This window comes from Salinicola halimionae, from assembly GCF_003206065.1.
Taxonomy (GTDB): Bacteria; Pseudomonadota; Gammaproteobacteria; order Pseudomonadales; family Halomonadaceae; genus Salinicola; species Salinicola halimionae.
Window position 1 is genome coordinate 66,444 of record NZ_PZJQ01000007.1, and the last position, 25,718, is coordinate 92,161.

General features: G+C 61.8%; 18 protein-coding genes. 5 read left to right on the forward strand and 13 right to left on the reverse strand.

Annotation, left to right across the window (positions count from 1 at the left end; genetic code table 11):
• Positions 1–23: 23 nt before the first annotated feature.
• The 7 genes from DOM27_RS17290 to DOM27_RS17320 form a co-directional block, all read right to left on the reverse strand.
• Complete coding sequence (locus DOM27_RS17290; RefSeq protein WP_110658065.1) at positions 24–977, reverse strand: urease accessory protein UreD; 954 nt, start codon at positions 975–977, stop codon at positions 24–26.
• The gene (urtE, locus tag DOM27_RS17295; RefSeq protein WP_110658067.1) at positions 974–1,669 is read right to left on the reverse strand and encodes an urea ABC transporter ATP-binding subunit UrtE; all 696 of its coding nucleotides are present in this window, start codon (positions 1,667–1,669) and stop codon (positions 974–976) included. The genes DOM27_RS17290 and urtE overlap by 4 nt, the downstream gene beginning before the upstream one ends.
• Positions 1,669–2,526: an urea ABC transporter ATP-binding protein UrtD gene (gene urtD, locus DOM27_RS17300; RefSeq protein ID WP_425353300.1), complete on the reverse strand. Its 858-nt coding sequence runs from the start codon at positions 2,524–2,526 to the stop codon at positions 1,669–1,671. Before urtD ends, urtE begins: the two co-directional genes overlap by 1 nt.
• Positions 2,523–3,587, reverse strand: a complete 1,065-nt coding sequence (gene urtC / locus DOM27_RS17305) for an urea ABC transporter permease subunit UrtC (RefSeq protein ID WP_110658069.1) — start codon at positions 3,585–3,587, stop codon at positions 2,523–2,525. Before urtC ends, urtD begins: the two co-directional genes overlap by 4 nt.
• Positions 3,584–5,221: an urea ABC transporter permease subunit UrtB gene (gene urtB / locus DOM27_RS17310; RefSeq protein WP_110658071.1), complete on the reverse strand. Its 1,638-nt coding sequence runs from the start codon at positions 5,219–5,221 to the stop codon at positions 3,584–3,586. The genes urtC and urtB overlap by 4 nt, the downstream gene beginning before the upstream one ends.
• 85 nt (positions 5,222–5,306) lie before the next feature.
• Complete coding sequence (gene urtA, locus DOM27_RS17315; RefSeq protein ID WP_110658073.1) at positions 5,307–6,620, reverse strand: urea ABC transporter substrate-binding protein; 1,314 nt, start codon at positions 6,618–6,620, stop codon at positions 5,307–5,309.
• 498 nt (positions 6,621–7,118) lie between these two features.
• The gene (locus DOM27_RS17320) at positions 7,119–8,942 is read right to left on the reverse strand and encodes an acyl-CoA dehydrogenase C-terminal domain-containing protein (RefSeq protein ID WP_110658075.1); all 1,824 of its coding nucleotides are present in this window, start codon (positions 8,940–8,942) and stop codon (positions 7,119–7,121) included.
• A gap of 381 nt (positions 8,943–9,323) precedes the next feature.
• Here DOM27_RS17320 and DOM27_RS17325 point away from each other — a divergent pair, with 381 nt between their 5' ends.
• Complete coding sequence (locus tag DOM27_RS17325) at positions 9,324–10,955, forward strand: BCCT family transporter (protein WP_110658077.1); 1,632 nt, start codon at positions 9,324–9,326, stop codon at positions 10,953–10,955.
• A 107-nt stretch (positions 10,956–11,062) separates the two neighbouring features.
• On the opposite strand, the gene DOM27_RS17330 is transcribed toward DOM27_RS17325, so the two are convergent.
• The 4 genes from DOM27_RS17330 to serS form a co-directional block, all read right to left on the reverse strand.
• A complete protein-coding gene (locus DOM27_RS17330) occupies positions 11,063–11,788 on the reverse strand; it encodes a 3'-5' exonuclease (RefSeq protein WP_110658079.1) in 726 nt (241 codons plus the stop codon).
• Positions 11,785–13,758, reverse strand: coding sequence for a putative nucleotidyltransferase substrate binding domain-containing protein (locus DOM27_RS17335; protein ID WP_110658081.1), 1,974 nt, complete (start codon positions 13,756–13,758; stop codon positions 11,785–11,787). The genes DOM27_RS17330 and DOM27_RS17335 overlap by 4 nt, the downstream gene beginning before the upstream one ends.
• Before the next feature lie 329 nt (positions 13,759–14,087).
• Complete coding sequence (cobA, locus tag DOM27_RS17340; protein ID WP_425353301.1) at positions 14,088–15,293, reverse strand: uroporphyrinogen-III C-methyltransferase; 1,206 nt, start codon at positions 15,291–15,293, stop codon at positions 14,088–14,090.
• Positions 15,294–15,498: 205 nt separating this feature from the next.
• Positions 15,499–16,776, reverse strand: a complete 1,278-nt coding sequence (serS, locus tag DOM27_RS17345) for a serine--tRNA ligase (protein WP_110658083.1) — start codon at positions 16,774–16,776, stop codon at positions 15,499–15,501.
• A 355-nt stretch (positions 16,777–17,131) separates the two neighbouring features.
• On the opposite strand from serS, the gene DOM27_RS17355 reads away from it, so the two are divergent.
• The 4 genes from DOM27_RS17355 (at position 17,132) to DOM27_RS17370 (ending at position 23,666) form a co-directional block, all read left to right on the forward strand.
• On the forward strand, positions 17,132–20,386 hold the full coding sequence (locus tag DOM27_RS17355; protein ID WP_110658251.1) for an FAD-binding and (Fe-S)-binding domain-containing protein: 3,255 nt from the start codon (positions 17,132–17,134) through the stop codon (positions 20,384–20,386).
• Positions 20,387–20,571: 185 nt separating this feature from the next.
• Complete coding sequence (locus tag DOM27_RS17360; RefSeq protein WP_110658087.1) at positions 20,572–21,195, forward strand: LysE family translocator; 624 nt, start codon at positions 20,572–20,574, stop codon at positions 21,193–21,195.
• A gap of 138 nt (positions 21,196–21,333) precedes the next feature.
• A complete protein-coding gene (gene trxC, locus DOM27_RS17365; RefSeq protein WP_110658089.1) occupies positions 21,334–21,777 on the forward strand; it encodes a thioredoxin TrxC in 444 nt (147 codons plus the stop codon).
• Positions 21,778–21,866: 89 nt separating this feature from the next.
• Complete coding sequence (locus DOM27_RS17370; RefSeq protein ID WP_110658091.1) at positions 21,867–23,666, forward strand: cation:proton antiporter; 1,800 nt, start codon at positions 21,867–21,869, stop codon at positions 23,664–23,666.
• A gap of 113 nt (positions 23,667–23,779) precedes the next feature.
• On the opposite strand, the gene trpC is transcribed toward DOM27_RS17370, so the two are convergent.
• Together trpC and trpD are read right to left on the reverse strand one after the other, a co-directional pair.
• The gene (gene trpC / locus DOM27_RS17375) at positions 23,780–24,592 is read right to left on the reverse strand and encodes an indole-3-glycerol phosphate synthase TrpC (protein WP_110658093.1); all 813 of its coding nucleotides are present in this window, start codon (positions 24,590–24,592) and stop codon (positions 23,780–23,782) included.
• A gap of 77 nt (positions 24,593–24,669) precedes the next feature.
• Entirely contained in the window at positions 24,670–25,689 is a 1,020-nt protein-coding gene (gene trpD / locus DOM27_RS17380; protein WP_110658095.1) for an anthranilate phosphoribosyltransferase, read from the reverse strand.
• Between the last annotated feature and the right edge of the window lie 29 nt (positions 25,690–25,718).

The following is a 25,718-nucleotide window of genomic DNA, read 5'->3' on the forward strand; positions in this document are numbered from 1 at the left end:
GCTGGCGCCGTGCCAGCCCGGTTCTACGTCCGCCAGATTCTCGGCTCGCAAGCCTGGCGTGCCACTATCAGCGGCCTGAGGCACGCCCACGCGGCGCGACACAGATCCCACGCTTCGTTGCGCGAGCCGCCGAGATAACGCAGCAGCATGACCCCGTTGCGCTGAGTCACCGCCCAGTTCTTCATCGCCGGTATCGTGGCTCGCAACGCCTCCACGGCTTGACGTGGATCCACCAGACCGGCCGCCCAAAGCGTCGCCTGGACCGTCGCCCCGCCCTGCCCCCAATGACCCACGAAACGCGGGTGCAATGGCTCCAGCGGTTGCCGCTCGAGCCATAGGGGCCGCCCGTCATGGGTCAGTTGAAAGCGTTGCTCGATGCGACCGCTCATGAACGGAAGGTGGCTGGCCGGACGCCCCAACGCCATGATTTCCCACCCTAGACAGCGCGCGTCTCCGTACAAAGCGATTTCGGTGCGCTGCTCGCCTCTCGAACCGTCGAAGGCGATCGTTTCCTGTGGCAGCCATTCCAGGATCCCGCCGTCCTCGACCTGGAGCCGGTTGGTCTGCGACCAGACCACGCCATGACTGTCGGCCCGATAGAGCTTGGTCGCCGCCGGCGTGGTCAGGACGGCATGCGCGGAGGCCTCGACTTTCACGTCGATCTTCAACGCATCGCCGCTGACCAACCCGCCCGGCGGATGCAGCAGATATACATGGCAGGGATCGACCCGCCCGGTCTGAGACGGCTCCGGATAGAACGGCCGCTGCACCCGCAAAGGTCCATGATGACGGGCGCGGATCAACCGCGTACGACTCATCGACGCAACGCCCATGGATTCAGTGCTCGGGGACGCAGTGTCTGCGGAGCGGGCGGCAAACATGAGTGACAGCGAGGCATCCCAGCGTCGAGTCGTATCGAACCGATGCCCCGAATCCTCCGGCGCTGCTTGCCAACGGTGTGGAGGGTCTGCAGTCATACTGTCAAATGTCGCTTGATCAAATCGTCACTCAATTGGCCAATGTCGCCACCGGCCACGGTTTGCCCGCGATCCATGATCACGAAGTTATCGGCGTATTTTCGAGCGAACGGCAGCTTCTGTTCCACCAATAACACTGTCAGACCATCTTCGCGATTGAGACGCCGGATGACCTCACCGATCTGCGCGACGATATTAGGCTGAATGCCTTCGCCTGGTTCATCGAGAATCAGTAAGCGCGGATCGAGCACCAGCGCCCGCCCAATGGCCAGCTGCTGTTGCTGACCGCCGGAAAGATCCCCACCGCGGCGATAGCGCATCTCCTTGAGCACCGGAAACAGCTCGTAGATACGCTCGGGAATCTTGCGCTGCTTGTCCCTTCTCGCCGGCACACCGATACGCAGGTTCTCCTCCACCGAGAGCGTGGCGAATATCTGGCGCCCCTGAGGCACGTAACCGATCCCCATGCCGGCCCGCGCTTCGGGTCGCCGTTTGAGCAGATCTTCGCTATCGAAACGAATCGCCCCGTTACGCGGCGCCACTTCACCCATCACGGTCTTGAGCAGCGTCGTCTTGCCGACGCCGTTACGCCCCATGACGCAGGTACAACGCCCGGCGGGTACTTCGAGCGACAGGTCGCGGAGAATGTGGCTCTCTCCATAATACTGATTGAGTTCATCGACACTCAGCATCAGGCCGCCTCCTCATCGCCGCCGAGATAGACCTCGATTACCCGCGGGTCACTTGCGACCTCGTCCATCGTTCCTTCCGCCAGCACGCTCCCCTGATGCAGTACCGTCACCTGACGGGCGATCGATCGCACAAAGCCCATGTCATGTTCGACGACCACGACTGACTGCTGCCCCGCAAGCCGCGTCAGCAGCTCGGCGGTACGATGCATTTCCGGTTCGGTCATACCGGCGACGGGTTCATCGACCAGTAGCAGCCGGGGCCGCTGCATCAGCAACATGCCGATCTCGAGCCACTGTTTCTGGCCATGAGAGAGTACCCCGGCCAAGCGATATCGCGCCACGGTCAGGCCGATGGTCTCAAGCACCTCGTCGATGCGTGACCGACCCTCATGGTCGAGGCTGGCCAGCAAGGTCTTCCAGACCCGCCGATCACCGGCCATTGCGAGCTCCAGATTTTCGGTCACATCGAGCGCTTCGAACACGGTAGGTTTCTGGAATTTGCGGCCGATGCCCAGGTTGGCGATCTGTGGCTCGTCCAGCGTCAGCAGGTTATGTCGACTACCGAACCAGACCTGGCCGCTGTCCGGCCGGGTTTTGCCGGTAATGATGTCCATCATCGTCGTCTTGCCGGCCCCGTTGGGACCAATGATGCAGCGCAGCTCCCCATCGTCGATGGTCAGGTTGAGCTGATTGATGGCGCGAAAACCATCGAAGCTGACACTGACATCTTCCAGGTAGAGAATGGGCCCGTGCCGAACATCGACCGGCGACTGAGCCGGCACCATGAAACCAAAGACCTGATCCGGCCGGGCAAACTCGCGCAGTCGTTCCAGTCTGTCATTGAGTGTCACATTCATGCACTGGCCTCCTGGCGTCCGCGCCACTTCGATATCAGCCCGGCGATACCCTGCGGCAGCAACATCGTGACGACCACGAACAACCCGCCAAGAATGAACAGCCAGGCATCGGGCATGGCGCCGGTCAGCACGGTTTTCAGATAGTTGACCGCCAGTGCACCAAGTAACGCGCCGTAAAGCGTGGCGCGACCACCCAGTGCGACCCACACCACCACCTCTATCGAAAACAGCGGCGCAAAGGTACTGGGGTTGATGATGCCGACCTGAGGCACATAGAGCGCCCCCGCAACGCCGGCGATCATCGCGGAGACCACGAACAAGGCCAGCTTGACATGATCGACCCGATAACCGATGAAACGTACCCGCGCTTCGGCGTCGCGTGTCGCCATACTCACCCGGCCTAGCCGCGATACCGTGATCGCCCGGCATAACCAGAATGCCAGCAACACCGCCATGCCGGAGGCGGTGAACAGGGCCACGGTCATGCCTTCGCTGCTGAGTGAGAAACCCAGCAGCTCGTAAAAGCGAGTCAGTCCCGTACTGCCCCCCATCCCCATCTCGTTACGATTGAACGCCAGCATCAGGGCGAAGGTCAGCGCCTGGGTGATGATCGAAAAATAGACGCCAGTGACCCGGGAGCGAAACGCGAGCCAGCCGAACACCAATGCCAGCAAGCCCGGCGCCAACAGGATCGCCAGCGCCGCCACCGGGAAGTAGGTCATGATCGACTGCCAACCATGTAGCGGTGAAGTCTGCGCATTGAGATAGAGCCCCATGGCGTAGCCGCCTAGGGCGAAGAACGCGCCGTGGCCGAGGCTCAGAATGCCCAGATAGCCCCAGATCAGATCCACCGCCAGCGCCAGCAGCATGTACGTGAAGTACTTGCCCAGCAGCGCCACCGTGGCGCCACTGACATGAAGGGCGTTCGAGTCCGGCAGCGCGTTGAGTATCAGCACCGCCAGCATGCCGACAATCAGCACCAGGCTGGTCAATAGCGTCGAGCGGGAGAGAAAGGCCTGACGGGAACGATCGCCACGCCCGAGGTTGTCGGTCAGCGTCATGAGATCCGCCCCTTGGGTGCGAAGATGCCCTGCGGGCGCTTCTGAATGAACAGGATTACGCCGACCAGCACGATGATCTTGGCCAGCACCGCACCCACCCAAGGCTGTAGTACCTGGTTGATCACCCCAAGTGACATTCCGGCGACCAGCGTCCCCCAGAGATTGCCCACGCCACCGAACACCACCACCAGGAAGGAGTCGACGATATAGCTCTGGCCCAGGTTCGGCCCGACGTTGGTGAGCTGGGACAGCGCCACGCCGGCCAATCCCGCCACGCCCGCCCCCAGCCCGAAGGTGAGCATGTCGACGCGACTGGCGCGCACGCCCATGGCGCGGGCCATCGCCCGGTTCTGGGTCACCGCCCGCACCTCAAGTCCCAGGCGGGTGTAGCGCATCAGCGCCCACAGTGAAGCGAAGACCACCAGACAGAAGATCAGTACGGCCAGCCGATTGAGCGTGAACGCCAGCGCCTCGTTGATCTGCCACGCCCCTTGAAGCCAGTCCGGCGAGGCCACCCGGCGGTTGAGCGGTGAAAACACGCTGCGGACCAGCTGCTGCAGGACGAGACTGAGGCCGAACGTCGCCAGCAGCGTCTCCAGCGGTCGGCCCTTGAGAAAGCGGATCACGGTGCGCTCGATCACCACGCCGAACGCGCCCGCGACCAGGAAGCCGCCGGGTATCGCCAGGGCCAGCGCCAAGCCTGGCTGCCCGGGCAGCGCCTGCTGGATCATCCAGGTGGTATAGGCACCGATCATGATCAACTCGCCGTGGGCCATGTTGATCACGCCCATCACACCGAAGGTGATCGCCAGACCGATCGCCGCCAGCACCAGAATGGAACCAGCACTCAGTCCGAAGAACAGCGTCTGCGCCCTGTCATACCATGCGCGCTTGCTCTCGATACCACCGAGTACCGACTGCGCCTCGGCGGCCAGTTCCGAATCACCGGCAGCAATCGGTGCCAAAATATTGCGTACGCGAGTATCGAGGTTGCCGCGCAGCGTTTCGAGCGAATCAGCATCGCCCTGCTGTACCTTGTAAATTGCTAACGCAACGCCCAGTGAATCTCGAACGTTCGGGCTCTCTTCATCGGCCAGCGTCTGGCGGACGCTGTCAGCGTTATCGGCCGTGACCTCGCCGATCAGGCGCTTGGCTGCGGATAGCCGTGACGCTTCATCCCCGGCGCTCAGCGAGAGCGAGGCAAGCATCCCCTCGATTCGAGTGCGCAGGTCGTTGTTGATCTTGAAGGCATCCACCGTCCGCCGCGTGCCGGTGCCGGCGTCCGCGAACGTGATGGCATCGATGATCGGCCATTCGCGACCGCTGTCATCGGTGATCAGATAGAAACGGTCACCCCGTCTTTCCTTGCCTAACCGACCATCGAGCAGCGCCTGTAACCAGCGCGTCTTCTGCTCGACATCGCTATCGGCGATCGCCTGGGCGGCATCGCCCTTGGCCTGAAAACTGCTGGTATCAAGCGCTTCCAGCAACGCTCTCGCCTGTGGCTCATCGTTGGCACCCCAGGCGGCTTGACTGATAAAGCTCAGGCTCCATGCCATCAACAGGCACAGCAGCACATTGATCGTGGGCCCGCGCATCAGGTCGCGGCCATGTGACCCTACGGTAGCACTCATGATGTGGTCCTCGAACGCAGTCTGTCGTCAGGTCAAACGACCGACACCGATGCCCTTTCGGACACCGGTATCGGTCAGGTCTGACTCAGTCGGCGCCAGGACCGTCTTCGCACTGCTTGCTTTCGACATTGAACTTGCCGCAACGCAGCGGAGCACGCCAGTCGCTGATCAAGTTCCTGGAGTCCGGCAAATAGTCGGACCAGGCATCGCCAGCAACGGTCGAAGGCGTGCGCCAGACTACGCTGAACTGGCCGTCGTCCTGGATCTCGCCGATCATGACCGGCTTGGTAATGTGGTGATTGGGCATCATGGTGGAAGCGCCGCCCGACAGGTTGGGCACGGTCACGCCGATAATCGAGTCCTTGACCGCATCGACATCGGTGGTTCCCGCCGCCTTGACCGCCTGCACCCACATGTTGAAGCCGATGTAATGCGCCTCCATAGGGTCATTGGTCACTGCCTCGTCATTACCGGTATAGGCGACCCAGTCATCGATGAAGTCGTAGTTGGCATCGCTGTCGACGCTCATGAAGTAATTCCATGCCGCCATGTGCCCCACCAGCGGCGCCGTGTCGATGCCGGTCAGCTCCTGCTCGCCCACCGAGAACGCCACGACAGGGATGTCACCCGCGGAGATGCCTTGGTTCGCGAGTTCGTTGTAGAACGGCACATTGGCATCGCCGTTGATGGTCGATACCACCGCAGTCTTCTTGCCCTGGCTGCCGAAATCCTTGACCTGCGAGACGATCGACTGCCAGTCGCTGAAGCCGAACGGCGTATAGTTGATCATGATGTCGTCATCGGCGACGCCGTTCGCCTTGAGATAGGCCTCGAGAATCTTGTTGGTAGTGCGCGGATAGACGTAGTCGGTGCCCAGCAGCGCCCAACGCTCGACACCCTGACTCACCAGATAGTCGACTGCCGGAATGGCCTGCTGGTTGGGGGCGGCACCGGTATAGAAAATATTCTCGGAAGACTCCTCGCCTTCGTACTGCACTGGATAGAAAAGCAGCCCGTTGAGCTCTTCCACCACCGGCAGCACCGCCTTGCGCGAAGCCGAGGTCCAGTTGCCGAAGATCACGTCGACATGATCGTCGCCGGTCAGCATGTCGCGTGCCTGTTCGGCATAGAGCGACCAGTCCGACGCCGGATCCATGACGACCGGCTCGAGTTTGCGACCAAGCAGACCGCCAGCGGCGTTCTGCTTGTCGATCAGCATCAGCATTTCGTCCTTGAGCGTCGACTCGCTAATGGCCATGGTACCCGACAGCGAGTGCAGGATTCCGACGCGAATCGCACCTTCTTCCTGATCCTGGGCAAGGGCTGTCGTACCGAAACCGGCTAGCCCCAGCGCGATACTGGAACCGGCAATCAACTTGCGAAGGGATTTTATTGTCATCGGGTTCTCCTTTTCGTGATCCCTGGTAATCGTGAATACCTGCACGAGAACGCGCCGGTAGCGATCCTTGAACCCTATGCATTTTTCGTGCCTTGATTTCCGAAACACGCCTTTTTTGTATACAAAAATTCAGAAAACCCGATAAGTTCGATTAACGAGTAAGAAATTGGTGCAGAAAGAGACCAGAGAACTCACGGCGCTTTCCGTTAATTAGTGCGTAAAGCACCAATGCATCGAGGCAATGCACCATTTTCGCTCTAATGATCGGCTGCGCTGCACCCTACGAGACATGATGGTGCATGAGCAGCGTTCATGGCAGCGAACATCCCGCGGCCGACCAGCAAGACCAATGTCGCGGAACCAGCAAGGAAGAGTAAGAGCAAGAAAGAGAGAGTGCGGCACCCGTTGGATGCCGCCTTGGGAATATCGGTAGAGATGAAGTGAGATCGCGGCGAGACAACCACAAGGTGAAGCGGCAAGACTGATGTCAGAACAAAGTCAGAACAGAGCTTGATCCCATGTCATCAGCCCCGCTGGCCCCACTGCGATCTGGCTCTCCAAGGCTTCGCTCTGCGGTAATTGACGCTCCAGGAAATGCTGTCCCACCATTAGTTTGGCGCGATAGAACGCCTCGCCCGATACCCCTTGTTCCGCCAGTCCGCGACGAGCGGCCCGAGCCGCCTTCCACCACATCCAGGTGTAAGCGGTATAGCCCAGCAGTTGAAGGTAATCGTGGGCCGCGGCGCCAGCGGCGGCCGGATCCACTTTCGAGGCCTCGATCAACACTTCACTGGCACGCTCCAGTCGCGCCAGCTCGATATCGGCAGCTACTCGAAACGGTACCAAAGCCGGATCAACCCTAGTATCCGCTGAGCCAGCGCCGTCGAGCTGGCCGTCCAGATCGGCCCGCATCTGTTCGGCAAAGCGGTGCAGGTAAGCCCCCTGGTTGCGCACCAACTTGCGCCCGACCAGATCCATTGCCTGAATGCCGTTGGTGCCCTCGTAGATCATCGCAATACGTGCATCGCGTACGTACTGTTCTGCCCCCCACTCGACGCAGTAGCCGCTGCCGCCATAAATCTGCTGAGCCTCCACCGTGGTGGCGAAGCCGCGATCGGTCAAAAATGCCTTGGCGACCGGTGTCAGCAATGCGACCAGGTCAGCCGCCACTTCGCGCACCTCGCCATCGGGGTGATATTTGGCACGGTCGAGTTCACGCGCGACAAAGGCAGCAAACAGCCGCCCTCCTTCATTCCAGGCTCGTACGTCTAATGCCATGCGGCGGACGTCGGGATGCATCAGAATCGGATCGGCAATCTGGCCAGGTTCGGCCGCACCTCCAGGGGCGCGGCTCTGCCGACGCTCACGCGCGAAGGCCATCGCGCCCTGATAGGCGACGTCGCCCAATCCCAGCCCTTGAATGCCGATCGAGAGACGCTCGTAGTTCATCATGGTGAACATGGTCGCCAGGCCCTGATGCGGCTCGCCGATCAAGATGCCCTGGGCATTTTCGAAGTGCATCACACAGGTCGCGCTGCCCTTGATGCCCATCTTGTGCTCGAGCCCACCGCAAACCACCCCGTTGGCGTTACCCACAGAACCATCCTCATGCACATGGCGTTTGGGCACCAGAAACAGCGAGATGCCCTTGGCACCCGCGGGTGCATCCGGCAGTTTGGCCAGCACCAGATGAACGATGTTGTCGGTCAGATCATGCTCGCCACCGGTGATCCATATCTTGCTGCCGGTGATCGCGTATCGCCCGTTGCCATCGGGCACTGCACGTGTCTTGATCAGACCCAGATCGGTGCCACATTGCGGTTCGGTCAGACACATGGTGCCCAGCCACTCGCCGGCGTAGAGCCGTGGCAAGTAAAGTGATCTGGTCACCTCGTCGGCATGGGCATCGAGCAGTAGCGCAGCGCCGTTGTTGAGTGTCAGATAGAGCGCAAAGCCGGCGTTGCCGGCATAGAGCATTTCGTCGAAAGACTGAGTCAGCAATTTCGGCAAGCCTTGCCCGCCATGGTCAGGATTGCCTCCCAGACCACACCAGCCGCCTTGGGCCAGTTCCTGGAATGCCGACTGGAAGCCGTCCGGCGTACTTACTTCGTGTCCATCGAAATGACACCCTTCGGCATCTCCACTCTGGTTGAGCGGAAACAGCTCCGCTTCGACGAGACGTCCGGCCTCTTCCAGAACGGCATCGGCGAGCTCGGCGTTCAGTTCGGCGGTCGCCGGCATGGTTTGCCACTCCTGCTCGGCGTTGAGCACCTCTTCGCGAATGAAGCGCATGTCCACGAGCGGTGCACGGTAGTCGGCCATTCGAACTCTCCCGATAACTTTCAAACATTCGTTTCAATATAGTGACGAATATAGGGAAAAGAGCATCCGCCTTCATCCTGACCTTGGTCTAGCAAGAGCTTCAAACGAATCATGCGGCAGCCGGTGAAATCGGAAGTAATGGCCGATATACCCGCCTGGAACCGGGAGTTTCCCCGATGACGGTTGGAAGGACCGGCTTGATCCAGGATAATTAGGAAACTTGCGTGTTTCTGCGGATACGTCAGACTAAGTGTTCTCCTCGACAGGCTAATCGCTCGCTGGCATCACGCCCGAACGACGCAAGGGAGCGCAAGGGGATCGTCGTCATTCGCCATGCGAGTGCGACTCTGAATAGAGACTCATCAAAAATGGAGACGGCTAGTGGCTCAAGACGCTAATAATCAGCCGGATGCGCCACAGGAAGGCGTGCCGGCACCAGAGGGTCCTGCCAATCTCATCGATACCGATTATGTGATTGGCCAGGACAATATCCAGACCAACAAATTTGGCTTCAATGTCGATCTACATGGCAAGGTCTTCTCGATCTCGTCATTGCTGATCCTGTTTTTCGTCATCATCACGCTGGCACTGCCGGAGCAGATGGGGCCGATATTCAACGGGGCGAAAAGCTTTCTGACCGACAATCTGAGCTGGCTATTCCTGTTTGCCGCCAACATCTTCGTGGTGGTTGCCGTGGTGCTGATTTTCACCCCGTTGGGGAAGGTGAGACTCGGCGGTCAGCATGCCAAACCGGATTTCAGCTATGCCGGCTGGTTTGCCATGCTGTTCGCAGCAGGCATGGGTATCGGGCTGATGTTCTACGGCGTCTCCGAACCCATCACGCACTTCGGCACGTCCGTTACGGGTGATGCCTGGGCACCGTTGGGCGGCGCAGTGGACGATCCGGCTGCCTCTCAATCGCTGGCCATGGCGGCCACGATCTTCCACTGGGGCCTGCACCCTTGGGGCATCTACGCCGTCGTCGCTCTGTCGCTGGCGCTGTTCTCTTTCAACAAGGGCCTGCCGCTGACCATGCGCTCGATCTTCTACCCGATTCTGGGTGAGCGCATCTGGGGTTGGCCGGGCCATGTCATCGATATCCTGGCGGTCTTCGCGACGCTGTTTGGGCTGGCGACATCATTGGGTCTCGGCGCGTCTCAGGCATCCGCCGGCCTCAACTATCTGTTCGGCATACCCAATAACAACGTCACCATGGTGCTGCTGATCGTCGGTATCACGCTGGTCGCACTCATGTCGGTGATGCTGGGCGTCGACAAGGGCGTTCAGCGTCTATCGCAGATCAACATGGGTCTCGCGTTTCTGCTACTGCTGTTCGTGATCATCGTCGGACCGACCATGCTGATCGCCACCGGGTTCCTGGAAAACATGGGTTCCTACCTCAAGAACCTGCCCGCGCTTTCCAATCCGTTCGGGCGCGAGGACGCTGACTTCGTGCATGGCTGGACAGCTTTCTACTGGGCGTGGTGGATCTCCTGGTCACCGTTCGTCGGCATGTTCATTGCCCGTGTCAGCCGTGGTCGTACGGTACGTGAGTTTCTGATTGCGGTACTGCTGGTGCCGACCATCGTGTCCGTTCTGTGGATGACTGCCTTCGGCGACACCGCCATCAACCAGCTGGTCAACGAAGGCTTCGAGGGTGTGAAGGAAGCCGCGCTGCCGTTGCAGCTGTTCACCATGCTCGGCCAGCTGCCGCTGACCTCCATCACGTCGTTCGTCGGCATCATCTTGGTGATGGTGTTTTTCATCACCTCCTCCGATTCCGGATCGCTGGTCATCGACTCGATCACTGCTGGCGGCAAGGTCGATGCACCGACACCGCAGCGTGTGTTCTGGGCATTGATCGAAGGTGCTATCGCTATCGCCCTGCTGCTGGGCGGCGGTCTGACGGCACTGCAGGCAGCGGTCATCACCACTGGCCTGCCCTTCACGATCGTGCTGCTGGCCGCCTGCTACGCGATTATCCAGGGGCTGCGCTCCGAGCCACGCGGTTGACGCCATAGGCCATCGTCATAAAAAGATGGCAAAAAGAAGCGGGCGGCTCATGGAGCCGCCCGCTTTGCGTTGGAATACCGATAGCACTTCTCGCCGATATATCGAGCTTATCGCCACAGCGCGCTGACCGGCGTCTGCCAATCGTAGTGATAGAGAATCTGTGCCTGCAGCAGCTCGGCGGTAGCGAGCGAATCGACCAGGGCATGGTGGCCGGTGTAGGCCGGAAGATGATAGCGCTGCCGACTCTCGTGAAGGCGAATCGATGCCATCGGCCGCCCCGCCCAACGCCGCAACCGGGCCCACCAGGACTGTCGATGTATTCTCGCTTCCAGCGACATGGTATCGATCATCGGCATCAGTAGCCCGTCGCCCAGACGCTCGCGGATGGCGGCGTCCAGGAAGGTGCGCTCCAGTTGGCGGTAATGAACGACGACCAACCGCCCGGCGAGCATTGGCAGCAGATCGTCGATGATCGCGTTGAAGTCCGGCGCGCCAGCGACTTCCGCGTGAGTGATGTGATGGAAGGCGACCGACTCATCGCTGAGCTGACGCCGAGGTGATAGCACCCAGTAACGGCCGTCTGCGGGCCGAATCCGCTCCAGAGTGAACGGCATGACACCGACGCTGACGATGTCGTGTCGACTGCCATCGAGACCGGTAGTCTCGAAGTCCATTGCCACCAGCGGCGCCTCGCCGATCGGCGTCGCAGGATCCAGCGTACCCCGCGCATAGAAACTGGCTAGCCGAGGTTCGCGTACCCGCTGCGCACGAGATGCCAGATAGTCTGGCCAGTTCGGCTGCGTCTTCTCTTTGGCCTTCCAGCGCCAGGTCATCGGCTGACCCGATGCGATGCACTGCCTTGCGGCGACCCCAGTCTGTCAGGCTCGGTTTTCGAAGAGCCCTGCCGGGTGGGCATGATGTAGCGAAACGAGAGGAATTTCTGGGCGTTGCTGATAGCCTCGAAGGCGTCCTTGAGATTATGACGCTCCCGGCTGCCGATGTTTTCCGGATCGACGCTATTGTCGGGCTCGATGCCCTGCTCGACCGCCTCTGCCTGATGGCGGATTCTCACCATCGACATGAACTCGAACGCATAGCGCAGACGTTCGGTAACCCCATCCGCAAGCAGTTTCGTCTCGGCGATATCGTCGAGGCGGGTGAAAGTATTCTGTGCCTTCGAGCCACATGCCAGCGCATGCACGCGAACCAGATCCGTCAGCGGCGCGGTGCCACGACGCTTGAGATTGATCGACTTACGGTGCTCACCGTCGTGCTCCATGACAAACTTGCGAAAAAACCCCAGCGGCGGCGTGCGGCTTTTCGCATTGCGCGCCAACGCTGCCAGAAAGATCGGGCGCTGTGGCGCCAGTTCGGCGACCAGATCCTGTAGCGATTCGACCATGGGCGCTTCGCCATGGACTGGCGCCAGATCGAAGAAGATGGAGCTGTGCAACAGGCGTTCGCCGTTGGGCTCCTCCATCCACTCGGTGAAATATCGCTTCCAGACGTGCAGCGGCTGCCGCCAGCGCGCGTTGGTCGCCATGACATCGCCCTTGCAGTAAGGGTAACCACAGGCGTCGAGGCCGTCGCAGACGAAACTGGCCAGCGCCTCGAAGTACTCTCCATGCAGGTCCGGATCGTAGTCGTCGTCGAGTACCAGCGCGTTGTCCTGGTCGGCGTTGATGGTCGGCTCTTCCCGCGCCATCGAACCCAGTACCATGAAACAGTACGGCACCGGCGCCGGCCCCAGCTCGCTCTCCGCCAACTCGAGAAGACGCTGCGTAAAGGCGCGACCGATCGTCGCCAACGCTCGACAGACCATTTCGGAGTTGGCGCCATCGGCGACCATGCGCGCGAACCCGGTGCGGACCTCGGGCGCCAGCTTGGCGAGCTGCTCCGGGCTGTTCTGGACGAAGACGTTATTGACCAGAAACAGGCTGCTGTGGGTTTCGTGTCGCACGATATCGGAGAGATGCAGTACGCCGACCGGCTGACGTCGATACAGCACCGGCAGATGGTGGACCTGATTGCGCAGCATGCTCAACATCGCCTCGTAGACCGACTCGTCGGACTGGGTGACGATGAGTCTTCGGGACATGACATCGCCCACTGGCGTCTGCGGTGACTTGCCCTCTGCCAGCACGCGGGTGCAGAAATCGCGATCGGTCAGAATGCCGTTGAGTTTCCAGTGACGACCGTCAGGCCCGGTGAAGGTGTAGGCGGACTGCGTTTCGGTGACATCGATGACCAGCACGCAGGTGGCATTGGCATCGCGCATCTGCTGCGCGGCCTGCTGCAGGGTGGTCGTAGCTTCCACCATCTGCGGCTGCCGGTTGATCAGCTTGCGCACCCTCGTGGTCATCAGCCCGCTATCGTCGCGCTGCTGCTCGACCGTCACCTTGAGTCTTTGCCCGCCGGTCTCCACGAACTCGGCAAAGTCATCGTCTTCCTCGCACACCGTCTCGAAGACATCGCCGGGAATGAAGTAGATCAGCGTGTCCTCGATCGCACTGACCGGATAACGCACCCGCCGATTACTACGCAGCAAGTCCGAATAGCCAAAGATGTCACCTTCACTCAGACGGTTGAAAAGCCTGCCGCTGCGCTGGTACATCTCCACCGCACCGCTGCGGATATACCAGAGAGAATCGATCGGCTGGTCCTTGACCAGCAGCTCGGTACCCGCCTGAAAGTAGCGAATTTCGACTTCGCCGGCGATGCGATCGAGCAGCTCGTCGGGGAGATTGTCGAACGGCGCGAACTGCGCCATATGACCTCGGATATCCAGCTGTTCAACGTTCATGCGCCTCTCCCCTGTCACGAGTTCTCATTGTCGAAGGGCACAGGCATGGCGTCAACGCCGGCTCTCTGGCGATCCCTTTCCCGCTATCCATCTGATCCCTCGGGAGAAACGTCAGAGCCTCCATCGAAATGAAGGGCGTGAAGCGAACGACAGCAGACACCTGTCAGCGATCCCCCGCGATAACGCTGTCAGCCGTTCACAGGCGACTTCGAAAATGTCCTGGGTCGAAACGTCGGTCACGCCGCCGATGTGCGGGGTCGCGATCACGTTTTGGGCAAAGACAGGGGCTTGCGGATCGCAGTCCCGGCCGCAGGGCAGCGACCTCGTCGTCAGGCGCTGTCGGCCTGAGATAGTGGCGTGGGGTGCTTGCCTTCGACCCAGCCGAGGCTGCCACTGTCGGTTGGCTGGAACCACTCGAGACGCGATGCCAGCTCGACCACGCTACCCACGACGATCAAGGTCGGCGGGCGGGGCTGATGCTCAGCCAGACTATCGGGCAGGCGGGACAGCGTACCGAGATGCACGCGTTGATTGGCGGTCGTTCCCTGCTCGATCAGCGCCAGCGGCGTAGCGCCATCCAGCCCGTACGCCATCAGTCGCTCGCGAATGAGATCCAGCGCCCCCAGGCCCATGTAGAACACCAGTGTCTGATCACCGCGCGCCAGCGCGGACCAATCGAGATCACAACTCCCGTTCTTGAGATGGCCAGTGACGAAGCGCACCGATTGAGCATGATCTCGATGGGTCAGCGGTATGCCGGCGTAGGCGGCACAGCCCGATGCAGCGGTAATGCCCGGCACCACGTCAAAATCGACGCCCGCAGCGACCAGTGCCTCGAGCTCCTCACCACCACGCCCGAAGATGAACGGGTCGCCGCCTTTGAGACGGACTACCTGATTGCCCGCCCTGGCCCAATCGACCAGCGCCTGGTTGATACCCTCCTGCGGCACGCTGTGCCGAGAGCGCGCCTTGCCGACGTAAAAGCGCCTTGCGGCGGGGTTGGCCAGTGCCAGAATTTCCTGACTGACGAGCCGATCGTGGATCACCACATCCGCGCGCTGCAGCCGCTTGAGCGCCTTCAGCGTCAGCAGTTCCGGGTCGCCCGGACCGGCACCAACCAGCGAGACATGGCCACGTTGCCAATGACCATCGGCAGAAGCGGAGGCGGGTTGCGCGGTATCGTTCACGGTCACCCGCGGCGGCAGACGGACGCTGCACAGCGTCGGATGCGCTGGCGCGTAAACTGCGACACCAGCCTCTACCGCAACGCTGGCAACTTCCCGATCACGTTCCCCATCCCCGCTGGCAACCAGCCATAGCTGCCCCGCCCCAACCACCGGTTCATCGTCACGCACCGCCCACTCTTGCGCCCGACACAGAGACGCCAGGGCCGGCATCAGCGAGACCGCATGCACGGTCACGACTGGCATCAGCCCGGAGATACGCTGCGCCAGCGCCAGCGCCTCGCTGCCGCCACCGATCAGATGAACGTCGAGGCGGGACGGATCGTATTGGAGGATGAGCGATTCGGTCACGAGTCGGGCCGCTGGTTGGGGGAAATCAGATGTCGTGTCTTGCGCCGCCACCACGTTCTCGGCTCAAACATGGTCGCTAGCGTAACGTCGATACCCGGAGTCTAAAGCCCGCCACTCGGACAGCGAAGTAACGCTTGTTTGTAGAGTTATAACCAAACGATCCTTCATAACACTCGGCTATGAAGGATCGGGCATTTTCAGATACTCACTCGGCGTTGAAGCGGGTGATTCCACCCATGTACGGCGCCAGCGCTGTCGGTACGTCCACGCTGCCATCGGCGTTCTGGTAGTTTTCCAGCACGGCCAGCAGACAACGCCCCACTGCCAGTCCGGATCCGTTCAAGGTATGTACCAATTGCGGCTTTTTCTGCTCGGGACGACGGAAACGAGCCTGCATCCGCCGCGCCTGGAAATCCTCGCAGTTGGAGACCGAAGAGATCTCGCGATAGGTCTGCTGGCTCGGCAGCCATACTTCAAGGTCGTAGGTCTTGGTCGCGCTGGCTCCCATATCGCCGGTGCACAGTGTCACCACGCGGTAAGGCAGGTCCAGTGCTTGCAGAATCGCCTCGGCGTGACCGCGCATCGCTTCCAACACCTCGTAGCTGGTGTCCGGGTCGACCACCTGGACCATCTCGACCTTGTCGAACTGATGCTGACGAATCATGCCACGCGTATCGCGCCCATAGGCGCCTGCCTCGCTGCGAAAGCACGGCGTATGCGCGGTCAACTTCAGCGGCAGCGCGGCGTGATCGAGGATCTCGTCGCGCACGAAGTTGGTCAACGGCACTTCGGCAGTGGGGATCAGGTAGTAGTCGCTGTCGGCGAGCTTGAACAGATCCTCGCCGAACTTGGGTAGCTGTCCGGTACCGGTCAGCGTCTCGGCGTTGACCATGTAAGGCACGTAGCACTCTTCGTAGCCGTGCTCCTGGGTCTGCTTGTCGAGCATGAACTGGGCCAACGCCCGATGCAGTCGGGCGATCGGCCCACGCATGACGGCAAAACGCGAACCGGTCAGCTTGGTCGCCATCTCGAAATCGAGATAACCGAAGCTGGCGCCCAGATCGACATGATCGCGGACGTCGAAGTCGAATTCGCGTGGCGCGCCCCAGCGATGCAGCTCGACGTTGTCACCCTCGTCCGCCCCTCGTGGCACATCTTCATGCGGCAGATTGGGTAGCCCCGCGACCAGATCGTCCCAGGCCAGCTGCACCTCGCCCAGCTCACGCTTGGCGTTGTCGAGATCGTCGCCGAGCTGGCCCACCTCGGCCAGCAGCGGCTGGATGTCCTCGCCGGCGGCTTTGGCCTTGCCAATCGACTTGGAGCGCACGTTACGCTCGTTCTGCAGCTGCTCGGTCCGCGTCTGCAGCTCACGACGGCGAGACTCGAGCGACTCGAGCTGCGCAGTGTCGAGAGTGAAGCCCCGCAGGGCCAGGCGTTCAGCGACGAACTGCGGATCGCTACGCAACAGCTTCGGATCGAGCATGACTGGGTTCCGTTGTTTGAAATAGACAGTTTGAAATGGAAAACCGTGACGACAGGAGGCGGACCGTCGACAGCAGGGAAATGTTCTGATGACCCTTCTTTGCAAGGAGAATATTGTAGGGAAAACCCCACCCCGGCACCATGGCGCCACCCGGGATTCGTGTCACATCCCCGTCCGGCACGCTAAACTATTGCCCCAGAGCACCGACAGCGCCATGAACCGGCTCCTCAACTTCCGAGGCGCCAAGACCCGGCTCTCCAGCGCCCTCGACGCCGTGAACCGACAAACTGCCGGATGGAAATCCACCCGGAGACGGCCGCCTGACCGGCCCGACGTGATGGCTTGATGCATGACGATGATTACACGCCTTGACCCGGCCAGCGCCGAACCAACACTTCCCGAGCGCTATCGCCGATTCCTCGCCGATATCGCCNNCGGCGATATCGGCGATGACGCCGCCAACCGCACCGTACTGGCCACCGACAATTCGATCTACCAGCGTCAGCCGGCGGCAGTTCTCTATCCACGCGACGCCCAGGATCTCGAGCTGATCGCCCGGCTGATCGGCCGCGAGACGTATCGCGATGTTGTGCTCGCCCCGCGTGGCGGCGGCACCGGCACCAACGGTCAGTCGCTGACCGACGGGCTGGTGGTGGATGTTTCACGCCACATGAACCGGATCCTCGAGATCGACGTCGACAATCAGCGCGTGCGAGTTCAAGCGGGGGTGGTCAAGGATCAGTTGAACGCCGCGCTCAAGCCCCACGGGCTGTTCTTCGCCCCGGAACTCTCGACCTCCAATCGCGCCACAATCGGCGGCATGATCTCCACCGATGCCAGCGGTCAGGGCAGCTGCGAGTACGGCAAGACGCGCAACCACGTCCTCGGACTCGATATCGTGCTGCCGGGCGGCGAACGTTTCGAGAGCTGGCCGCTGGACGACGCGACCCTGTCAGAGGCCTGTAGTGGCGACGATCGTCGTGGCGAAATCTATCGCGCGGTCAGCGAGATCGCGTCCACGGAGCGCGAACGCATCGTGGAGACCTTCCCTCCGCTCAACCGTTGTCTGACCGGCTACGATCTGGCGCATTTGACGGACGACGATGGCCGTTTCGATCTCAACAGCGTGCTGTGTGGCTCGGAAGGCTCGTTGGCGCTGCTCAACGAGGCGACGCTCAACGTGCTGCCGCTGCCCAAGCATTCGACGCTGGTCAACGTGCGCTACGCCGGTTTCATGGACGCTTTGCGCGATGCCAAGGCGCTGATATCCGAGGGCAATCCGACCTCGATCGAGACGATCGACGATCGCGTGTTGCAGCTGGCCATGGAGGATTTCGTCTGGGATAGCGTGGCTGAATTTTTCCCTGCCGTCGTTGATGACAATGGTGATCGAGGCGCTCCGATTCGCGGCATCAATCTGGTCGAGTTCAACGACGACGACCCGGCACGACTGGCCGGGCGCGTGCAGGCCTTCACCGATCATCTGGGCGCGGACGCCAGCGTCGAACGGCTCGGCTATACCTTGGCCGAGGGCCGCCCGCAGATCGGCCGGGTCTACGCGATGCGCAAGCGCGCGGTGGGCCTGCTCGGCAATGCCAGGGTCGATGCCAAGGGCGAAAAACGCCCGATCCCGTTCGTCGAGGACACCGCGGTGCCGCCGGAATGCCTGGCCGACTATATCGCCGAGTTCCGCCAGTTGCTCGACAAGCGCGGCCTTGAGTACGGCATGTTCGGCCACGTCGATGCCGGCGTGCTTCACGTGCGCCCCGCCATCGACATGAAGGACCCGGCTCAGGCGCGGCTGATTCGCGAGATATCCGATCAGGTTGCGGCACTCACCCAGCGCTACGGCGGGTTGCTGTGGGGCGAACACGGCAAGGGCGTGCGTTCGGAATACTCGCCGCGTTTCTTCGGCGAGCTCTACCCGGCCCTGCAGCGGGTGAAAGCCGCATTCGATCCCTACAACCAGTTCAACCCGGGCAAGATCGCGACGCCTCTTTCCATCCCGCCGCTTTTTAGCCCTCCCGAGGCCGAGGGTCTTTCCATCCCGCCCGAAGCCGCGGGCAGCGCAAATGAGACCGCCACGCAATCCGCAGCGTCGAGAGCCTGGTCAGCCGAGATCGGTATCGTCGACGGCCACGATCCCGGGCTGCTGGCGATCGATGGGGTGACGACGCGGGGCGAGCTGGATCGTCAGATCGACGAACGGGTGTGGCAGGAGAATGCCAGCGCGGTCTACTGCAACGGCAACGGCGCCTGCTACAACTACGATCCCGATGACGCCATGTGCCCGTCGTGGAAGGCGACTCGCGAGCGCGTCCATTCTCCCAAGGGACGTGCCAGTCTGATGCGGGAGTGGCTTCGCCGCCAGGGCAATGCTGGGGTCGACGTCCTCGAGGTCGCTCAGGCGCAGCGCCGGGGCGGCTTCGGCACCTGGCTCGCCGCCCAGCCGGGCAAACTCCAGCGCTCGATGGCCCGACGCCGGGGAGAGGACGATTTCTCGCATCAGGTCTACGACGCCATGGCCGGTTGCCTGGCCTGCAAGTCCTGCGCCGGCCAGTGTCCGATCAAGGTCGACGTGCCGGACTTTCGCTCGCGCTTTCTGGAGAGCTACCACAGTCGCTACGCGCGGCCGCTGCGCGACTACCTGATCGGTGGGCTGGAGTTCGTCGTTCCGCATCTGCAACCGGTGGCGCCGCTCTACAATGCGCTGCTCGACAATCGTCTGGTCGACCGCTTCATGGCGAAAGGCATCGGCATCGTCGATGGCCCGAAGCTCTCCCGCGCCAGCCTCAAGAAGATGCTCGATGCCAGGGGTATCGCCGAGGCCACGCCGCTGACGCTGGGCGGGCTGACCGAATCGCAGAAAGAGCGCAGCGTGGTGCTGGTCCAGGACGCCTTCACCAGCCACTTCGAGTCGCGGCTGGTGATGGACGTGGTCGAACTGCTGTCACGGCTCGATATCCGGGTGTTCGTCGCCCCGTTCCAGCCCAACGGCAAACCGCTACAGGTGCAGGGATTCCTCGGTCGCTTCGCGAGCACGGCCGAAAAGCAGGCCGCCGGACTCAGGGCGCTCGCCCGTTTCGGCGTGCCGCTGGTGGGCATCGATCCCGCGATGACGCTCACCTATCGACAGGAGTACATCAAGACATTGGGGCCGCAAGCGGTACCGGAAGTCCTGCTGCTGCAGGAGTGGCTGCTGTCGCTGGGGCCGTCGATCCTGCCGCCGGATTTCAGCGCCGACGCTCTCGAATCCGTCGATCCCGGGTATCGGCTGATGAGCCACTGCACCGAGAAAACCAACGCACCGGGCAGCCCCAAGGCGTGGCAGCAACTGTTCGCGCGTTTCGGGCTCACACTGGATCTCGTTGCCACCGGCTGCTGCGGCATGTCAGGCACTTACGGTCATGAAGCCCGCCATCGCGAGACGTCGGAAAAGATCTACGATCTCTCATGGCGCGCACCGGTGGAGGACGATGCCCATTCAGGTCGACTGCTGGCCACCGGCTACTCCTGTCGCAGTCAGGTCAAGCGACTCTCCGATCAGATACTGCCGCATCCGCTGCAGGCGCTGCTGAAGCACGTCAGGATCGCCAGCGCCATGTCTTGACGTTGAGACGAGGCGGTAAGCCATCGGCGGCCGTCAGCAACCGTCGATCTCGTGCCATACTTCGTCGACCCAGGCCTGTCGCTTTACGTTCTGGCCCGTGGCTTTACGTTCTGGCCCGTGGCTTTACGTTCTGGCCCGTGGCTTTACGTTCTGGCCTGTCGCTTCACTGAATAGGAGCACGCTTCATGTCGAGCAACTGGGTTCTGGTCAATTTCATCGCCATCTGGACAGTAGCTGCCGTCACCCCGGGACCTAACTTCTTTCTGACGCTGCAGACGGGGATCGTACACGGGCGCCGTGCAGCGATGATCGCCGTCACCGGGCTCGCCACGGGTACATTCGCCTGGGGGCTGTTCGGCTATTTCGGCATTGCCCTGCTGTTTGCGCTGGCGCCGTGGCTCTACCTCACGCTCAAACTGGTCGGTGGTGCCTATCTGCTGTTTCTCGGCGGACGACTGATTCTGCACAGCTTCCGCGGCGCGGGCGATGAGGCGATCCACACGCATCCCGGGCTATCCGGTGGTCAGGTCTATCGCCGAGGCGTGCTCACCGGCGCCTCGAACCCGAAGACGGCGCTGTTCGTGAGCAGTCTGTTCGCCTCGACGCTGCCGGCCCATGCACCGGCATGGATGGGCATCATCTGTATCGCCGCGATGCTGGCGGTCTCCGTGTGCTGGTACAGCTTGATCGCACTCGCCTCTACCACGCCGCGGCTGCGCGCCCTGTATCGGCGCACGCGGCACTGGATCGAACGCTGCGCTGGTGTCGTGTTCATCGGCTACGGCGGCCGACTGATCACGCTGCGCTGAAGTTGCGACACGTGAGCGCGGTACATCTGAAGCGGTACCCCGAAACCGCATGACTCAACGGCCGTCGATCACCCGAGCAACCGTACTCTTCTTCATCTATGCTCGGCGGCAATCCTTTCATCCGGAGCTCGTCTCGCCATGTCCGAAGCCCAACACGTCGTCTGCCCCCACTGCCACGCCGTCAATCGGGTCGCCAACGCGCGCCTGACGGACAGTCCCAACTGCGGGCAGTGCCATAACCCACTGTTCGCCGGCGAACCGTTGGCGCTGGATTCCGCCAACTTCGATCGCCACCTGACGCGCAGCGATCTTCCGCTGCTGGTCGATTTCTGGGCCGACTGGTGTGGGCCGTGCAAAGCGATGGCACCGGGATTCGCCAAGGCTGCCGGTGAGCTCGAGCCGCAGATCCGCCTGGCCAAGCTGGATACCGAAGCCGACACCGATGTTGCGTCACGCTATGGCATCCGCAGTATTCCCACGCTGATTCTGTTTCGCGGCGGTCGCGAGATCGCCCGGCAAGCCGGCGCCATGGGTCAGGCGGATATCGTCAGCTGGGTCCGGCGACAAACTGCCACACCCTGAAAGTCCCGTCTCCGGTGTCGTTCGGCATTGCATCCATCGCATGCCCCGGCTAGTCTGCGCGCCTTTTGCCCCGGCCCGGAGAGACTGCCATGGAAAATGCCGCCCTAGCGCTGACCGGCATCGGCCTGCTGGCGCTGATCTGTCAGTGGGTCGCCTGGCAACTGCGTGTCCCGGCTATTTTACCGCTGCTGATAGCCGGCATCGTCGTGGGTCCGATGACCGGCGTGCTCGAACCCGACGCGGTGCTCGGCGAGCTGCTGTTTCCGTTAGTGTCGCTGGCGGTGGCGGTGATCCTGTTCGAGGGGGCGCTGACGCTCGACTTTCGTGAGCTGCGCGGCCATGGCCGGACCGTCAGCCGGCTGGTGACCTGGGGCGCGCTGATCACCGCGCTGATCGCGATCGCCGCCGCTCATCTCATCTTGGGATTGTCGTGGGAAATGGCCAGCGTGCTGGGCGCCCTGCTGGTGGTTACCGGGCCGACCGTGGTACTGCCGATGCTGCAGACGCTTCGTGCCCGCGAACACGTCAGCCAGATTCTGCGCTGGGAAGGCATTCTGATCGATCCGATCGGCGCCATCGGTGCCGTGCTGGTCTATGAATTCGTCTCGCTGGGACTCTCCAACGGCGCCGCCGCCCACACCCTGATCAGTTTTGCCCAGACGGCGGTGATCGGCTTCGGGCTAGGTACCGCAGGCGGCTACCTGTGGGGCAGCGTGCTGCGTCATTACTGGCTGCCGCAGCGTCTCCACAGCTTCGGCACCCTGATGATCATGCTGACGCTGTTCACCCTCTCCAATCAGCTGTTCCATGAATCCGGTCTGCTGACAGTGACCGTCATGGGCGTATGGATGGCCAACATGCGTGGCGTGCCGACGCAACCGATCCTGGAATTCAAGGAGACGCTGTCGATCCTGCTGATCTCGGGACTGTTCATTCTGCTGGCGGCACGCCTGAGTCTCGAGCAGCTGGGACTGCTGTCGTGGGAAGCCTGGGTGTTTCTGGCCATTCTGGTGTGGGTGGCGCGTCCGCTGGCTGTGTGGCTGTGCACCTGGGGTAGCTCGCTCAACTGGCGGGAAAAGGCCTTGCTGGCGTGGCTTTCCCCGCGCGGTATCGTCGCGGCGGCGGTGGCATCGCTGTTCGCGATACGACTCGAAGCCCTGGAAGTGCCCGGGGCCGAGCTGCTGGTACCGATCACGTTTCTGGTGATCATCAGCACCGTCGTCGTCCAGAGCCTGTTTTCGCGGCCCCTGGCCCGGCTCTTGAAGGTCAATGCGCCGAGGGCGTCGGGCTTTCTGGTCATCGGCGCCAACCCGGTCGCCAGAGCCCTGGGCAGCGCCCTGCAGGAAGCCGGCTTCGCGGTGCGCCTGTGCGATCACAACTGGGATGCGATTCAGGAAGCGCGAATGGCCAATCTGCCCATCTACTACGGCAATCCGTTGTCGGAGCACGCCTCCCAGCATCTGGGCCTGGCCGGTCTCGGCCACCTGCTGCCGCTGTCGCCCTATCGCGAGCTCAACAACCTCGCCGCGCTGCACTTCGAGCATATCCTGGGTCATGGCAAGGTGTTTCGCCTGGCCGTCGAATCATCGCGCAGCGCGCGGCGCCACCATCAACAGGCACTGGCCCACCTGCCACTGCTGTTCGACGGCAATACCACCTTCACCCGGCTATCCAGCCTGATCTCTCAGGGCGCCGTCGTTCGTCACGCCAAGATCAGCGATAGCTTCGACATCGACGACTATCGGCGCATCCATCGCGATCGGCTGTTGACGCTGTTCACGCTCTCGACCAGCGGTCGCATCCGTATCGCCACCGCCGACAAGCCGCTGACGCCCAAAGCCGGCGACACCCTGATCAGCCTGATCTTTCCGGACTCGCCAGAATTCTGATGCCCAGATATCAGGCAATCAGGTTTCTATCGATAGGATGGCGAACGCCGCGCCCGAATTACATTCGGTTCGCGGCGTTTGATTGTTACCCGTCAGCGAGTGCTCAGGTTGCGCTAAAAGAACATCCGGCGTAGCGCGCTACCGGGCTCTTCCTCGCGCATGAATGCCTCCCCCACCAGGAAGGCATTGACATCGAATTCCCGCATGCGCTCGACATCGTCCCGGGTATTGATACCGGATTCGGTGACGACCGTCACGCCCTGCGGAATGCGCTTGAGGAGCTCGAAGGTGGTATCGAGCGAGGTTTCGAACGTCCGCAGATCACGATTGTTGATGCCGATCAGCGGAAGATCCAGCATCAACGCTCGCTCGAGCTCGAAGATGTCGTGTACCTCGACCAGCACGTCCAACCCGAGCGCTGTCGCCTGCTGGTGAAGATCCTTTAGCTGTGCGTCGCTCAACGCCGCCACGATCAACAGAATGCAGTCGGCGCCGATTCCCCTCGCTTCGGCGATCTGATAGCCATCGATGATGAAATCCTTGCGGATCACCGGCAGCTCGCAAGCGTTCCGAACGGCGATCAAATCGTCTTCGTGCCCCTGAAAGTAATCGGCATCGGTCAACACCGACAGGCAGCTGGCGCCCGCCGACGCGTAATCGACGGCGATCTCCGTCGGCCGAAAATCTTCACGAATGACTCCCTTGGAGGGGGACGCTTTCTTGATCTCGGCAATCACCGCCGGATCGCCACCCTCGATACATGCTTTGAGAGCAGCCACGAAGCCACGCGGTGCGCTCTGAGATTGAGCCCGATCGAGCCAGCCCTGCTCGCTGATATTCAAACGACGCTCGGCGATCTCCTCACGCTTGCGCGTCAGAATCTTGGCCAGAATGGTCGGAAGTTCACTATCGGCGGCATCGGTCATCGTGGGTTTCCTGTTGAGCTTGTTCGGCCGGCTACGGTTCATATGGCTTTAGTCGTTCGACTTCGTTCAGACAAAGCCTAGTCAGCAAAGACGCGAGTAAAATCGGAGAGCTCCTTGAGCTTCTCCAGCGGGAGCTTGGAAGCCTGTGCATCCTGAGCCATCAGCACGCCTTCCTTAAGTGAATCCGACACGCCGGAGGCATATAGCGCCGCACCGGCGTTGAGCGCAACGATATCCCCGGCCGTGCCCTTGCCGACCAGAGCCTCCTTGACCAGCTTGAGGCTGTCTTCGGCGGTCACGACCTTGAGAGCTTCGAGCGATTGCCGTTCGATACCCAGTTCCTCCGGCGTGATGGTGTACTCGCGGATTTCGCCATCGCGGAGCTCGGCAACCCGCGTCGGCGATGCCACGGAAATTTCGTCGAGCCCATCCTCGGCATGGACTACCAGGACGTGTTCGCTGCCCAGCTTGCGCAGTGATTCCGCCACCAGCGGGACGAGATGCGGTGCGTAGACGCCCAACAGCTGATTGGGCGCGCCGGCCGGGTTGGTCAGCGGCCCGAGAATGTTGAACACCGTGCGCACGCCCATCTCGCGACGCGGGCCAATGGCATGACGCATCGCCTGGTGATGCCGTGGCGCGAACATGAAGCCGACGCCGACCTGCTCGATGCAGCGCGCGATCGTCGCCGCATCCAGGTCGAGATAGATTCCGGCCACGTCGAACAGATCGGCGCTACCGGCAGAAGAGGAGACACCGCGATTGCCATGTTTGGCGACGTGACCACCGGCCGCCGCGACGACGAAACTCGATGCCGTGGAAACATTGAACAAATTGGCGCCATCACCGCCGGTGCCGACGATATCGACGATGTTGTCGCAACGGATGGAGACCGGCTGCATGAGTTCACGCATCACCTGTGCGGCGGCCGTGATCTCGTCGGCGGTCTCTCCTTTCATCGCCAGTCCGATCAAGAAGCCGCCGATCTGAGACTCGGTAGCCTCGCCGGTCATGATGGCCTGCATCACGGCATGAGTATCTTCGTAACTGAGGTTTTGACCGCGCATGACTGCGCTAATCGCGTCCCGCATTTGCATGAGTAGTTCCTCGCCTATCCCGGCCAGCT